Annotated in this window: 15 protein-coding genes and 2 pseudogenes; 15 read left to right on the top strand and 2 right to left on the bottom strand. The window is 40.8% G+C overall.

Translation table 11 applies throughout. From position 1 onward, the window contains the following. Positions 1-66: 66 nt before the first annotated feature. The 11 genes and pseudogenes from ACEW9O_RS29610 (at position 67) to ACEW9O_RS29560 (ending at position 7,241) form a co-directional block, all read left to right on the top strand. Entirely contained in the window at positions 67-390 is a 324-nt protein-coding gene (locus ACEW9O_RS29610) for a PadR family transcriptional regulator (protein ID WP_373553854.1), read from the top strand. Continuing rightward, the gene (locus ACEW9O_RS29605) at positions 377-811 is read left to right on the top strand and encodes a permease prefix domain 2-containing transporter (RefSeq protein ID WP_373553853.1); all 435 of its coding nucleotides are present in this window, start codon (positions 377-379) and stop codon (positions 809-811) included. Before ACEW9O_RS29610 ends, ACEW9O_RS29605 begins: the two co-directional genes overlap by 14 nt. Before the next feature lie 24 nt (positions 812-835). Further along, entirely contained in the window at positions 836-1,405 is a 570-nt protein-coding gene (locus ACEW9O_RS29600; protein WP_373553852.1) for a hypothetical protein, read from the top strand. Positions 1,406-1,647: 242 nt separating this feature from the next. Then, positions 1,648-2,064, top strand: coding sequence for an NAD(+)--rifampin ADP-ribosyltransferase (gene arr / locus ACEW9O_RS29595; protein WP_373553879.1), 417 nt, complete (start codon positions 1,648-1,650; stop codon positions 2,062-2,064). Positions 2,065-2,226: 162 nt separating this feature from the next. After that, positions 2,227-2,427: pseudogene (locus tag ACEW9O_RS29590) on the top strand (regulator); the annotation flags it as partial. Positions 2,428-2,540: 113 nt separating this feature from the next. Beyond that, a pseudogene (locus ACEW9O_RS29585) lies at positions 2,541-2,708 on the top strand (regulator); the annotation flags it as partial. A 123-nt stretch (positions 2,709-2,831) separates the two neighbouring features. Further along, positions 2,832-3,350 (top strand): two-component regulator propeller domain-containing protein, encoded by a 519-nt coding sequence (locus ACEW9O_RS29580; RefSeq protein WP_373553851.1) that lies wholly within the window; start codon positions 2,832-2,834, stop codon positions 3,348-3,350. A 69-nt stretch (positions 3,351-3,419) separates the two neighbouring features. After that, positions 3,420-4,295, top strand: a complete 876-nt coding sequence (locus ACEW9O_RS29575) for a helix-turn-helix domain-containing protein (RefSeq protein WP_373553850.1) — start codon at positions 3,420-3,422, stop codon at positions 4,293-4,295. A gap of 101 nt (positions 4,296-4,396) precedes the next feature. After that, positions 4,397-4,870: a cupin domain-containing protein gene (locus tag ACEW9O_RS29570; RefSeq protein ID WP_373553849.1), complete on the top strand. Its 474-nt coding sequence runs from the start codon at positions 4,397-4,399 to the stop codon at positions 4,868-4,870. A 314-nt stretch (positions 4,871-5,184) separates the two neighbouring features. Then, positions 5,185-6,144, top strand: a complete 960-nt coding sequence (locus ACEW9O_RS29565; RefSeq protein ID WP_373553848.1) for a TolB family protein — start codon at positions 5,185-5,187, stop codon at positions 6,142-6,144. Between the two features lie 191 nt (positions 6,145-6,335). Beyond that, positions 6,336-7,241, top strand: coding sequence for an NmrA family NAD(P)-binding protein (locus ACEW9O_RS29560; protein ID WP_373553847.1), 906 nt, complete (start codon positions 6,336-6,338; stop codon positions 7,239-7,241). A gap of 80 nt (positions 7,242-7,321) precedes the next feature. Here ACEW9O_RS29560 and ACEW9O_RS29555 read toward each other — a convergent pair whose 3' ends face one another. Next, positions 7,322-8,230 carry a helix-turn-helix domain-containing protein gene (locus ACEW9O_RS29555; RefSeq protein ID WP_373553846.1) on the bottom strand — a complete coding sequence of 303 codons (909 nt, stop codon included), beginning with the start codon at positions 8,228-8,230 and terminating at the stop codon, positions 7,322-7,324. Between the two features lie 5 nt (positions 8,231-8,235). Next, positions 8,236-9,048: an oxidoreductase gene (locus ACEW9O_RS29550; RefSeq protein WP_373553845.1), complete on the bottom strand. Its 813-nt coding sequence runs from the start codon at positions 9,046-9,048 to the stop codon at positions 8,236-8,238. Positions 9,049-9,434: 386 nt separating this feature from the next. On the opposite strand from ACEW9O_RS29550, the gene ACEW9O_RS29545 reads away from it, so the two are divergent. The 4 genes from ACEW9O_RS29545 to ACEW9O_RS29530 all read left to right on the top strand — a co-directional run bounded on the left by ACEW9O_RS29545 (position 9,435) and on the right by ACEW9O_RS29530 (position 13,122). Further along, a complete protein-coding gene (locus ACEW9O_RS29545) occupies positions 9,435-10,820 on the top strand; it encodes an ATP/GTP-binding protein (RefSeq protein WP_373553844.1) in 1,386 nt (461 codons plus the stop codon). Next, on the top strand, positions 10,813-11,847 hold the full coding sequence (locus tag ACEW9O_RS29540; RefSeq protein ID WP_373553843.1) for an RloB family protein: 1,035 nt from the start codon (positions 10,813-10,815) through the stop codon (positions 11,845-11,847). Before ACEW9O_RS29545 ends, ACEW9O_RS29540 begins: the two co-directional genes overlap by 8 nt. A gap of 128 nt (positions 11,848-11,975) precedes the next feature. Further along, the gene (locus tag ACEW9O_RS29535) at positions 11,976-12,761 is read left to right on the top strand and encodes a HipA family kinase (RefSeq protein WP_373553842.1); all 786 of its coding nucleotides are present in this window, start codon (positions 11,976-11,978) and stop codon (positions 12,759-12,761) included. Next, positions 12,739-13,122 carry a DUF3037 domain-containing protein gene (locus tag ACEW9O_RS29530; RefSeq protein ID WP_373553841.1) on the top strand — a complete coding sequence of 128 codons (384 nt, stop codon included), beginning with the start codon at positions 12,739-12,741 and terminating at the stop codon, positions 13,120-13,122. The genes ACEW9O_RS29535 and ACEW9O_RS29530 overlap by 23 nt, the downstream gene beginning before the upstream one ends. Positions 13,123-13,541: the final 419 nt, after the last annotated feature.

Below are 13,541 nucleotides of genomic sequence, written 5' to 3'. Positions count from 1 at the left end.
AATTATTTTTACTACAAAACTTGTAAATATCAATATTATTCCTACATTTGTGGTAAAAATAAACCAATGGGAGAATTTGAAGAGTTGATACTTCTAATCGTAGCCATAATGAATGGCAAGGCTTATGGTATCGGCATCATCGAAGAGTTGGAAAAGCGCACGGGCAGGTCGGCAGCAATAGGTGCGGTACAAACTGTACTCAAACGGATGGAAGACAAAGGCTGGGTAACCTCACAGTTTGGCGAAGCTACCAAAGAACGTGGCGGAAAACGCAAACGCTACTACACCATTACTGCCGAAGGTGAAAGAATAGTGACTGAAAACAGAGAAAAACGCAACAGTCTCTGGGAAGCCATCCCAAAACTTGGATTGAATTATGGATCAGTTTGAAAAACAACCACCAAGTTGGGCGATGACGTTGTTACGCATCATTGTTCACCCTGAGTTTCAGGAAGAAATTGAAGGCGATTTACAGGAAAAATATCATCGTGACTTGCAAAAATACGGACTGAAAATTGCCCGCAGGCGATTGTATGCTGAACTGTTTTCAATTGTAAAACCCAATCTTATTTTTAATGTAAACCGCAATACAATGAAACCAAAAAACTGGCTACCACTTTTACTCCTATCGCTGTTGGTTGCAGTAGCATCTGTTGCACCGTTCTTACCGGGTTCAAGCAACAATTTTGCTCATGGCATTTCTCAATTTGCTCAAACGATAGGATACATTGCTTTACCTTTTGTGCCCTTTGGGTTGGGTTGGCTCATCATCGAGATGCGAAACAAAAATGGTCAACAACTCAACCGTTAGACCAACGGTTATTATCCATCGTGGTTGGCACTGATTCCTGTTTTTCTGTTTTTGCCAATAAAAATAACAAGAAGCATTCTCGAAGGTGAAACATTCAGCATTTTGCCTTTGACAATCATTATCTCAATAGTGGCCTTTTTCATTTACCTTATCCAAAAACTAAAAAAGAAGACTGACTATAAGTTCAATCCCGCCCCTTTATACCTTGTTTTAATTCCTGTTATTGCTTTGCTCTCTTCCAAATTTGCGGTGGAAAATGTAGCAGCTTTCACCCGTGAAAAAGCCATCGTAAAGACTGAACCCCTTATTTCAGCAATTGAAAAATACAAAACCGAGAACGGCGAATACCCCGAAAATTTAGAATCCTTAATAGGAAAGTATATTCAAGAGATTCCAAAACTAAATATTATGGGCACGAGAGCCTATCAATATGAGAAACGAAACAGCTCTTTCCAACTCACTTTTGAGCGACTCTGGCACTGGAACGCTACCGAAGTGGTGATTTACAATACATTGGCGCAAAAAGGCATAAAAGGAAATTATGAAAATCACCCTACTGATCATACCAATTGGTGGTATTACATGGCCGATTGAGCAATGACAATGATTAAGAGCATGTCTAAAAAATTTTGTTTTGCTACAAATGGCCCGATTTAGGGTGAATTTCGTTCCGAAAATGCTCATGTAGCGCTGCTACACTCCGCTTTTCGTGCCTCATTCACCCTAAATCGGCCTCATTTTCGCTTAAAACAAAAATATTTAGACATGCTCTAAGGAAGCCGAACAAAACATCAACTTTGATCATGAACCAAAACAACAAAAACGAACATCAATCAATTGGGCAAGGTGCGACACCTTTCGCACAGACCTATTTTCACGGGACAAAAGCTGACTTGAATGTTGGCGACTTGATTAAAGTTGGATTTAACTCAAACTACGGGCAAAGAAAAAATGCAAAATATATTTTCTTATCTGCCACATTGGATGCTGCAATTTGGGGCGCAGAGCTTGCAGTGGGTGACGGGCAGGAGAGAATTTATTTGGTAGAACCAACCGGCGAGATTGAAGACGACCCCGACTTGACCGACAAAAAATTCCCTGGAAACCCAACAAAATCTTATCGTTCGACAGAACCTTTCAGGGTTATAGGAGAAGTTTCCGTGTGGAAAGCCCACCCACCCGAGCAAGTTAAAGCAATGAAAGACGCATTGGAAAAACTTAAACAAGAAGGTATTGATTCACTAAACGACTAAACTGTTTGGTGGACAAATTTTGACGCAGAAAGAACAATACGCTCCTGATAGACAAAGTTTTCGGTGGTTTTACACACATTTACATCTCTGTTACTTCTTTTTACAATTAAAAAGCGTCAGGATAGTTGACGTCCAATATCTTTGGAGGCGAAAAAAACAACTATGGCACTGAACAAAATATTGCTTTTTAGCTTTTTGACCATTTTTTCTGCCTGCAAGGGACAAGAAAAAACCAACACCCCTAGAGACCTCATTCTTTCCGAACCAGGCCCAACCGTAATCAAAAACTTTAAGGCAGCTGCTCTGGCCCCCGATTTTGACACGACCTTAGTCAGTCAATACATTCGCAGTATTTTTCAGGATTCGAAAGGGAATTTATGGTTTGGCACCTTAGGCGAAGGTGTAGTGAGGTATGACGTCAAAACCTTGACCTACTTTTCTAATCCTGATGGTTTTATAGCAATTCTGTTTTTTCTATTAATGAAGATAAAAACGGTAATCTTTGGTTTGGGACTGACCAGGGCGTTTACAAATATGACCCATCGGCTGCGCTCAGGGCGGGTGGAAAAACCTTTAGAAATTACAACCAAAAAGATGGCCTGAGCCATATAAATATCAGCCGCAAAAGCATCGTTGTTGACCAATCGGGTACGATTTGGGTAGGCACACATGGCGGCGTTTTCCGCTATGACCCAATTGCTGATAGCAAAGGGGAGCCAAGTTTCTCCTTGTTTCAAGCCCTTCCTCCGATCAATGTTGCGGGCATCATGGAAGACCGGAGTGGAAACATTTGGTTTGCTTCTTCTAACAATGGTGTCTTTCGCTATGATGGAAAAACAATTACCAATATTGTAGAAAAGGAAGAATTAGGGGAAAACTATGCGGGAGGCATAGCACAGGACAAGGATGGAAATATGTGGTTTACGATGAAAAACGGCATTTGCAAATATGACCCTTCGGCAGAACTCAGGGCAGACGGTAAAACTTTAACGGAATACACCTCCAAAGACGGATTAGGTGGAACTGAAATTTGGGGTATCTACATAGAAGAACCGTCGGGTATCATTTGGGTTACCGCCCGAGGCAGTACCACGAGATTTGACCCTTCCGTTCCCTTACCCAATCCACAAGCGTTTACCGTGTTTACGCCTGCTGACGGTTTAAATTGCTGTGTGCAAAGTATGTATCAAGATAAGGCTGGAAACATGTGGTGGGGTGCAGGGCAAGGGCTCTATCGGTTTGATGGTCAACGTTTTTATCAGGTTAAGCAGCATGGCCCGTGGTAGGTAGAAAATTGAACTATGGAGGCATTCCGTTAGGTTGACTTTAAGGATTGAATTTCTTAACTTTGCTTTATGCAAAACAAGAATGTACGTTCCGTTTCAGAATTCAACAATGAATTAAAGTTAAAGGGCTTTAATGTTTTCCAAATAGAAGGCGATGGAAACGCCACACGTATTTATAGCAGAAAAGACTTTTTTAAAATTTGCCTCACAACAGGAAAGAGCATTATTCATTATGCCGACAAAAGTTTTGAGCAGGACGGAACAGTTTTGTTTTTCGGCAACCCAAATATTCCTTATTCTTGGGAGACAATCACCACAAGCTATGTAGGTTACACCTGCCTGTTTTCAAAAGAATTTTTAAAATCAGACCGTTCCGAAAGCTTGCAACATTCCCCATTATTTAAAATTGGCGGCACACCTATTATGAAAATAACCGAGCACCAACGGGAGTTTTTAAGTACGTTATTTCAAAAAATGATTGAAGAACAAAAGGCAAATTATGTGTATAAAGACGAACTAATCCGTAATTACATCAACCTGATTATCCATGAGGCACTAAAACTACAGCCTTCAGAACACAAGGATCAGCATATTAATGCAGCTACCCGACTAACTTCTGTATTCCTTGAACTGCTAGAAAGGCAATTTCCCATTGAAAGTGCTGATAATTCCTTGCAATTAAAAACAGCCCAGGACTACGCTGGCAATCTGAATGTCCATGTTAACTATCTCAACCGTGCTGTTAAGGAAGTGACAGGCAAACCTACTACTACGCATATCACAGAAAGAATTGTCAGTGAAGCAAAAGCACTACTACAGCATACCGACTGGAATATTGCTGATATTGCCTATGCCCTTGGTTTTGAGTACCCCACCTACTTTAACAACTTCTTCAAAAAGCTCACTGGCACTAACCCCAAATCGGTAAGACTGCAAGAAGTTTGAAATTCTTACTTATTGGTTTGATTATCATTATCAGCACGGGTTGTTATTGGCTGACCTTTGCCCTATGTGATCAAATCCAATGGTTATGAATGATTAAAACTATGAAAAGAATAACAATCCTAGCATTAATGCCCCTCCTGGTTTTGGGACAGGCTTGCACAGACACAAAAGAAAACAACAAGACCGAAGTGCAAGCCATTTTCCCAAAAGGTGAATTAGGTCCAGCCGAAAACTTTACTGGAAATGCGTGGAATACACGACTGGTTGCAAATGACAGCACGTACAATACGGTTATTGGAAACGTCTACTTCGAACCAGGAGCCAGAAGCAACTGGCATATACATCCTGCCGGTCAAATTCTGATTATAACAAGTGGGGTAGGCTTTCATCAAATTAAAGGAAAGCCGAAGCAAACAATCAGAAAAGGTGATGTGATAAAGTGTCCACCAAACGTAGAGCACTGGCATGGTGCAAGTCCTGATACAGGTTTATACCAGTTATACATTATACCTAATACAGAGAAAGGTATCGTTCAATGGTTAAAGCCGGTAACATCTGAAGAATACAATAAATAGATACGGCGATTGAAGGAAAAGCGCATCAGACAATTTTAGTTGAACACTAAAAAAGTCACCCCCCTCTCAATTTCCATTCCTGAACTCCACCTGCGTCATCTCATCTTCGCTTTAAACAACCTAGAGAAATACTTAGATTGGGTTGGGTTGGGAAGAATTTGTGAATGGGGGGTGACTTTGTTCTGCAAAAAGCAAAATTGCTGACCCGGGCGGAGCTGGTGCGAAAAACTAAAGATGGCATAGTGCTTTGTTTTTATTCGGGATCAAAAACCTTACACATTGAATTGTGTTCTTCCATTTTAAAAACAAAAGCAATGAAGACATCAAATAGCTTATTACTGTTCATTTTTTTTAGCCATGTAAGCTGCAAAAATGAGCTTAAAATACCCGAAATTCAATACTCGAAAGAAATAGTTTCGCGTCCAATTCCCTTTGCAGAAGGAGTTATATCCACAAAAGACAACAGCGAATTTGAATTGACTTTTTCCACTGATGGGCTTAAAGTATATTTTTCGAGAAGACCACGTGAAGGTAAACAAATGATTTATGAGAGTGATTTTGAAGATGGCAGGTGGTCAACCCCAAAACTTGCACACTTTTCTTCAAGCAGAGATGAAACACCTTTTATCACACCAAACGGTGATTTCTTTTTCTTTGGTTCTGAAAGACCAATCCCAAACCAACCCAATAAAGGCAACTTTGATATGAATATTTGGATGATGGAAAAAACCGACAAAGGTTGGAGCGAACCAAAACCATTGCCGGAACCAATCAACGAGGTTCAAGTAGCAGGTGAAGAATGGCCATCATCGAATAATAATTTGTTTTTCACAAATGACAACAACACATTTTATTTCACATCAATGAAACGTGGAACCAAGGCAATCAATCTTTATGAAACAAAATTCAACAACAAGGAATTTTCTGAGCCAAAATTGATAGATGGCTTTTTTGATGATGAAAAGTATTGGGTTTATTCAGCAGTAATTTCACCGGATGGAAAATATTTAGTTTTCAATTCTTTTGGAGCACCAGGTGGAGAAGGCGGCGAAGATATTTTTGTTTCAAAAAAAACAGAAAAAGGTTGGAGCAAAGCACAATCAATTGGAAAAATAGTCAACTCAAAGGATGAAGAGAGTAGTCCGCGATTTTCACGAGATGGCAAATATTTCTTTTTTAGCCGTGCAGAGAATTTAGGTAACTATGAATATGGTGAATGGAGCATTTTCTTTTTAGAAACAAAATACCTGAATTTAGATAAATTATTTAAGTAAAAAACCTTGCCCAAAAGCGGCTTTGCGCAAAACTGGGTAGGATGAGGACGCAACCCAACCGCGACTTTGCGGAGTTCCGAAAAAATCTTCGCTTCGTTCCATTTTTTTTCGGAGCTTTGTAAAGCTGTGGCGGTTGGTGGTTATTGTACCATGGGACTGAATACACAATCAAAAAATATAACGATTTAGAAATGAAGGAAACAATAGTAGTGGTAGGTGCTACCGGAAATTTAGGAGTAAAAATTACAAATGCATTGTTAGCAAAGGGAGCGGAGGTTAAGGCCATTGTACGTTTAGAAACAGATATGAAAAAGATAGATGAGTTAGAAAAAAAAGGTGTCAAAGTCTGCCAAGTGGATATTAGCAATAAATCTGAAATTTCAAAGCATTGTGTCGGTGCACATTGTGTTGTTTCCGCTTTGGCTGGTTTAGAAGAAACCATTTTGGATACTCAAAAAATTATTCTGAATGCTGCTATTGAAGCTAATGTGCGAAGATTTATACCAAGTGATTATTCAATTGATTTTACCAATTTAATAGAAGGCCAAAATAGAAACTTAGATTTAAGAAGGGAATTTCACCATTATCTTGACAAAACACCCATTAAAGCTACCACTATATTTAACGGACCCTTTATGGATCTACTAACTACGGATATGCCTTTGATTATGTTTAAACGAAAAAGTATACTTTGCTGGGGTAACCCAAATCAAATTATGGAATTTACCACTACCTATAATGTTGCCGAATTTACTGCCGAAGTAGCAATGGATGAAGACGCTCCAAGATATTTGAGAATAGCAGGAGACAGATTAACTTGTAACCAGTTCGTAAAATTGCTAACAGAGCTTACGGGTGAAAAGTATAAAATATTCAGGCCGGGAGGAATTAATCTTCTAAATGTGCTCATTAAAATGACTAGATTCTTTTCACCTTCAAAAAAAGACCTTTATCCAGCTTGGCAAGGAATGCAATACATGAGGGATATGATGGAGGGTAGAGTAGTATTCCAAAAATATGACAACGATAGATATTCAAAAATAAAATGGACCTCAATAAAGGAATTTTTGAATAAGGAAGAAGTAAACTTAAAATAGTTGGATTTAAAGACCACCAAAATGGGCTGATTAACTTAATAGTTTAGTGACAATTGAAACTATATCTAATTAATCCCCTCTCAATTCCCATTTCTAAACTCCAGCGGCGTCATCCCCGTCTTCGCTTTAAACAACCTCGAAAAATACTGCGGATATTCAAACCCCAACGCAAAAGCCAAGTCCCCCACCGATTGATTGGAACTCAGCAAAAGGTTCTTTGCCGTTTCGATCAAATGATAATGAATGTGATCCTGCGCGTTCATCCCCGTTTCTCGTTTCAGCAAGTCACTCAGGTAGTTAGGGGATAAATACACCTGATCGGCCAGGTATTTGACCGTTGGCAAGCCTTTTTCAGGTGTGTTGGGTGACTGGAAATACTGGGTCAACAGCTCTTCCACCTTGCTCAGGATGTCCTTGTTGGCGTTTTTCCGGGTGATGAATTGTCGGTCGTAGTAGCGCGTGCAGTAGTTCAGCAGCAATTCCAGGTTGGAAACCAGCAGCGTTTGGCTGTGTCGGTCAATGTTTTCGGCTAGCTCGGCGTTGATTTTTTGCACACAATCGAATAAGGTGCGTTCTTCCTTTTCCGACAAGTGCAGGGCCTCGTTCGTTTCGTAGGAGAAAAAGGAATAGTCTTTGATGCGCTGCCCTAAAGCCGTTCCCCGGATCAAATCCGGATGAAAAAAGAGCCCCCAGCCCATTGCGTCAGCCCTTTTTTCTACCGCCTCATCCAGGGTAATCACTTGTTGGGGCGCAATACACATCAAACTCCCCTCCTGGAAATCATAATGGTGGCGTCCGTATTTGAGGGTATTGACGCAGTAGTTCTTGTACATGATCGTATAAAAACCCGAACTCATTTTAAGGCCCGCGCCAAATTGCTCGTCAAATTGCGTAAAATCCACCACGCTCAGCAAAGGATGTTTCGCTTTGGGTTGCTGCAACAACTGGTGCAAATCGGAAATGGTTTCCAGGTGAATGACCTTGCTCATGCTGGCTAAATTTGACTCATGACGATGCGATCGAATAAGCGATCTCCCAAATAAACACGCATCCACACCATTGGTTTCGCCCACTTGCCCACCCGGTAGCGGGTTTTGGGGTTTGTGCTGTTTACAATTTTGACGATGGTGTCGGCGATTACCGCTGTTTTGGTACCGCCCTGCTCGTACATTTTATTCGTAGCCACCACCAATTTATCGACAATACCTTTGTAAGGGCCTTTTCCCGAAAACGTGCTGATGCTGTCCAACATCACGGAACCGAATTCGGTTTCAATGATCCCGGGTTCCAATACCACTACATTGATGTTGAAGGGCTGCAATTCCAGGCGTAGGCAGTCGCTCCATCCTTCCAGGGCGTGTTTGGTAGCGTGGTACCAGGCGCCCATTGGGGTGTACATTTTTCCACCCATCGAAGAGGTATTGATGATGGTGCCCGACTTGGCATTGCGCAGGTAGGGCGTTACTTTTTGGGTGATTGAGGCCAGGCCAAAAAGATTCACCTCAAACTGCTTGCGGGCTTCACTGACGGGGATATCCTCCACTGCTCCATAAAGGCCATAACCGGCATTGTTCCAGAGCACATCAATTTTTCCTTCGGCCTGAATGATGGTGTCCACGGTTTTTTGCACATCCGCCTCCTGACTGATGTCCATTTGGATCGGGAAACCGCCCGCGGCTTTGATGTCCTGCATTTGTTCGATGCGTCTGGCCGCGGTATAGACCTTATGGCCCTGTTCGATGAGTTTGAGGGCTGTTGTTTTGCCCATTCCTGAACTTGCCCCGGTAATCAATATTACTTTGCTCATGTTTGAATGTGTTTGAATCATGGTACAAAGGTGCGGGGAAAATAGGTGGTAGGGTAATACAAATTCAGGGTGTTTGTATACTTTTTCTCGTTAATGTTTATTTTTATGGTGAAAAAATCACTGCTCTGGGGATAGATACCAAAACGGAGTTTTCTGGCAAAAATCTAAAAACCGAACCGAAAAGCCATGATACGAGCTAATCAAAATCAAATTAATACATAATACATTTGGTTTTGCCCAACACACGAGCCGACTCTTCGCAAAACCAAAAGAGCAAAAGTCACCCTCAACACTGGGGTAGCAAAAAAAGCGATAAGGCAGCAAAAAACAATTTGACCTTAAGTTGCTTTTTTTGTAAATTATTTGCATATTTTTAATCATTTTTTTTGAAAAACAAAAAAATAGCCATATTATTGCACATAAATCACAAAAAAATGATGATAAATTTCACCATAAAAAATTTCCGGTCCTTTAAGGATGAAACCGTATTTAGTCTGGAAGCATCTGGCTCAAAAGGCAAATCTGATAATGTAGCTGAAATTGAAACGAAGAATGGCAAAAAATTTAGGCTTTTAAAAACTGCTGTAATTTATGGAGCCAATGCAAGTGGAAAAAGCAATGTCATTAGGGCCTACTGGTCTTTCCGTCAACTCATTGCTGCATCATTCCGTTATGATGTAAACGATGAAATATTATTTGCAGAGCCCTTTGAGCTATCTCCCGAAACGGAAAGCAAACCAACTGAATTTACTTTGAACTTTATTGCATGGGATAAGCAACAATACATCTATTTCATTTCTATTTCAAAAACCGAAGGTATAATTGAAGAAACTTTAAAGTACTATCCTGAGAAAACACAAAAATTAATTTATAGAAGAAGGGGTAGAAAAATATTGTCTAAAAACCCTGATTTTTTTAAAGGGAAAAACGATGTAGAAAGTATAAACCCAAAACGTTTATTTTTATCCGAATTAGGCAATAGTGGGGATGAGTTTTGGGAGGAACTTAGGAATTATTTTATTGTTGGAAGCTCTGTATTAAATCTCTCTGTAAATGGTATGATGCATCGTATGACCGAAAATTCAAAACGTATTTTTGAAAGTAATGAAGCAGGTGCAATCGCTATAAAAAATAAAGTAATGAAGTTAGTCCAGTTATCCGATTTAGGCATTAAAGGATTAGAACTTGTTGAAGAAGAACAGGTAGTAAAGCCGGATAATAATGCTTTGAATGAACCAGATGAAACCTATTCAGGCATCAGGAAGCAAAAGCGATTTAAGACGTATCATGATGTTTATGACAATAACAACGTAATTGGCAAAAAGCAGTTTGATTTAATAAAGCAAGGGTCAACCGGCACATTTGCATTAGTGGGCCTTAGTACAGAAATTTTATTGTCATTAAGCTTACCGCATGGCAGGCCAATTTGGATCGATGAAATAGACAATAGTTTACACCCCTATTTGTGCAGATTCCTTATTAGTTTGTTTAATCATCCTAAGAGTAACCCCAATAATGCACAGCTTATTTTTGCTACACACGAAACCACTTTATTAGATAGAAATAATTTCCGAAAAGATCAAATTTGGATTACTTCAAAAGACAAATTTGGCTGTACAAAATTATACAGTGTGTACGATTTGGATGTTGAAGGATTAAGAGATGATGTTCCTTTCGATAAATGGTACATGAGTGGCAAATTTGGAGGTCTTCCAAAAATAAAAGAGTTGGATTTCATTTTTGACAGAACAGAAAACAATTTAAATGGCTAGGAAAAATTTAAAAATAAAACTGAAACCAATTCTGTTTATTGCTTGTGAAGGCACTTCCTCAGAATATCAATATTTTGAAAGCTGGGCTCAAACCGATGAAGCGTTAAATTTTTTTGGCCGTGTTGATGTTTATCCAGATGAAAACGAAGATAAACCTAAAACTACGCCTTATCAATTGTATGAAAAAGCCAAAAGGGTAATAGAAGATGGTTCAGCTGATTTTGCCTGGATAGTTTTTGATAAAGATAATCACCCCAGGCTGTTAGAGACTTTTAATGATGCTGCCGCCACTGGTGTAAAAATTGCATTTTCTTCCCGTTCTTTTGAGGAATGGGTGCTGATGCATTTTCAAAAAATCAATACTACTTTCAATGCAACTGAATGCAAGGATGCAACTGGTAAGCCAACAAATTGTGGTTCACCTGTAGTTCCTAACTGTGCTCCGGTAAATTGCTTAACAGGGTATATTAGACGCCATAATTTTATCCCTGACTATTCTAAGAAAAAAACATTTGATCTTTTCGCTGCTATTAATTATCGTACTGAAATTGCATTTGTAAATGCCTCTTGGCTTAGATTTCAGGTAAATGCTTCCTTAAATACAGCTCAACCTGCACTGCATCCCATAAATCCATATACAGATGTTGACCAACTTATTCTTAAACTGCATAATAAATCAGATATTATTGAGTGGGGGGCATCTGGTACGGATATTCGCCTGAATAACTGGATATTAAATGCAAGTATTATTAATGGAAATATTTCAGTTAAATTATCACATACAAAACCTCATTCAGTTGCACTAAATGCTTTATTTCCATTGCCAAATTTCTTCACAACAGACGATGACTTAAATGATACCCCTTGCACATTTATTAGTAGTGCTTTTGTTGTAAGCCATCACGGCAGTTTAAACAATTTGTTATGTAGCGATGATATAATTGAATATACCTTACAATCGAATAACCAACCTTATTTTCTATTTAAAGATAACGGCAATGCATTAAGAATTTACTTCAGTTTGTAAATCCATGCAGCAGTCACACACATAAGGCATTAGCACAAGCCAATGCACATAACAAAAATGAGGTAAAAGTGTGCCTTCACCACTTAATCCTTACTTTTACCCCCACTCACAATCTTTTACTCCGTAAAATGAACACACTCCGCACCGTTACCGTCACGCGCTACATGCAACCCCTGCGGGAAGGAGGCTCCTTGCCCGCCTTGGCCGAAGCCGACGATGGCTTCAAGTACGTAGTAAAATTCAAGGGCAGTGGCCAGGGGGTCAAAACGCTGATTGCTGAAATGATCGGCGGCGAACTGGCGCGCCTCTTGGGCTTAAAGGTACCCGAATTGGTTTTTGCCGGCCTGGATGAAGACTTTGGCCGTACCGAAGGCGACGAGGAGATCCAGGATTTGTTGAAAGCCAGTCAAGGTTTGAACCTGGGTTTGCATTTTTTGTCGGGTGCCTTCACTTACGATCCAGCGGTGACGCAACTGGACCCGCTACATGCCTCCAAAGTAGTCTGGTTGGATGCCTTCATTGCCAATGTAGATCGCTCCTTCCGCAATACCAATATGCTGCTGTGGAACCGGGAAATGTGGCTAATTGATCATGGGGCCGCCCTCTTTTTTCACCACAGTTGGGACACCTTTGAGCAGAAAGCAAATGCCGCTTTTCCCTACATCAAAACGCATGTTTTACTCCCCCAAGCAACCCAACTGGAAGCCGCCAACCAGCTTGGCCGAACCGCGATCACGGCAGATAAAATTCAGGAAATTGTACATTGGATACCCGACGAGTGGCTCAAATGGGAATCGGTCGACGAAAGCCCTGAGCAAATGCGCAACACCTATTTCAATTTCCTGAGCCAAAGACTCCTTCATTCCGAGCAGTTCATAAAAGAAGCCCAAGATGCAGCCAAAACACTTGTATGAATACGCCATCGTCAGGGTGGTGCCTGCGGTGGAACGGGAAGAGTTCGTGAATGTGGGGGTGATTTTGTTCTGCAAAAGGCAAAAACTCGTTTGCATGCGCCATCAACTACCGGAAGCAAAAATCCTGACCCTGCGGCCCAACGCCGATGTAGAAGAACTACGCAAAAACCTGGAAGCGTTCAGCAAAATTGCCGCCGGAGAGAAGGTCAACAGCCCCATCGCCCAGCTCGACGCCGCCGAGCGCTTTCGCTGGCTTACCGCGGTGCGCAGCGGCTCGATTCAAACCTCGCGGCCACATCCAGGGATTAGTGTGGATTTGGAGAAGACGATTGAGGCTTTGTTTGTGGATATGGTGGGCTAGCGTATTTTGTAACTCACATTACGCAGCAAGCAGCTTCGCTGCTCAGTTTTTATTTTACCACGACGACTTTTTGTGCGCTTCGCGCTTTAACGCCTTCGGCGTAGAGCGGCAGGATTGGAAAACGGATGAAACGGATGGAACGGATTTAAACGGACTTTGACTCGCCTTCGGCTCGTCCTTATCCGCCGCAGGCGGAATAAAAAATCCGTTCCAATCCGTTTCATCCGTTTTCAATCCTGTCGCTTTTAGCAAAGAGAGGCGACGCCTCAATCTTAAATCGTCGTGTTTTCTATGGTTCAAGCAAGACATTGTTCAAATTTTTTTGATACATAACTTGATTTTTAACGACGGCAAAAACCCTGAGCAAAATCTTGTTGCGCATCGCATTGATAATGCAAAGATGGTCTTTGCCTTCTTTG

The sequence above is a fragment of the Haliscomenobacter sp. genome (assembly GCF_041740695.1).
Classification (GTDB): Bacteria; Bacteroidota; Bacteroidia; order Chitinophagales; family Saprospiraceae; genus Haliscomenobacter.
Note: the sequence above shows the minus strand (reverse complement) of the source record. Positions and strands in the feature narration are given on the sequence as shown.

Coding starts and splice junctions, on each gene's coding strand:
- ACEW9O_RS29610 (WP_373553854.1), top strand. CDS start 67: ATGGGAGAATTTGAAGAGTTGATACTTCTAATCGTAGCCATAATGAAT.
- ACEW9O_RS29605 (WP_373553853.1), top strand. CDS start 377: ATGGATCAGTTTGAAAAACAACCACCAAGTTGGGCGATGACGTTGTTA.
- ACEW9O_RS29580 (WP_373553851.1), top strand. CDS start 2,832: ATGGAAGACCGGAGTGGAAACATTTGGTTTGCTTCTTCTAACAATGGT.
- ACEW9O_RS29575 (WP_373553850.1), top strand. CDS start 3,420: ATGCAAAACAAGAATGTACGTTCCGTTTCAGAATTCAACAATGAATTA.
- ACEW9O_RS29570 (WP_373553849.1), top strand. CDS start 4,397: ATGAAAAGAATAACAATCCTAGCATTAATGCCCCTCCTGGTTTTGGGA.
- ACEW9O_RS29565 (WP_373553848.1), top strand. CDS start 5,185: ATGAAGACATCAAATAGCTTATTACTGTTCATTTTTTTTAGCCATGTA.
- ACEW9O_RS29560 (WP_373553847.1), top strand. CDS start 6,336: ATGAAGGAAACAATAGTAGTGGTAGGTGCTACCGGAAATTTAGGAGTA.
- ACEW9O_RS29555 (WP_373553846.1), bottom strand. CDS start 8,230: ATGAGCAAGGTCATTCACCTGGAAACCATTTCCGATTTGCACCAGTTG.
- ACEW9O_RS29550 (WP_373553845.1), bottom strand. CDS start 9,048: ATGAGCAAAGTAATATTGATTACCGGGGCAAGTTCAGGAATGGGCAAA.
- ACEW9O_RS29540 (WP_373553843.1), top strand. CDS start 10,813: ATGGCTAGGAAAAATTTAAAAATAAAACTGAAACCAATTCTGTTTATT.
- ACEW9O_RS29535 (WP_373553842.1), top strand. CDS start 11,976: ATGAACACACTCCGCACCGTTACCGTCACGCGCTACATGCAACCCCTG.
- ACEW9O_RS29530 (WP_373553841.1), top strand. CDS start 12,739: ATGCAGCCAAAACACTTGTATGAATACGCCATCGTCAGGGTGGTGCCT.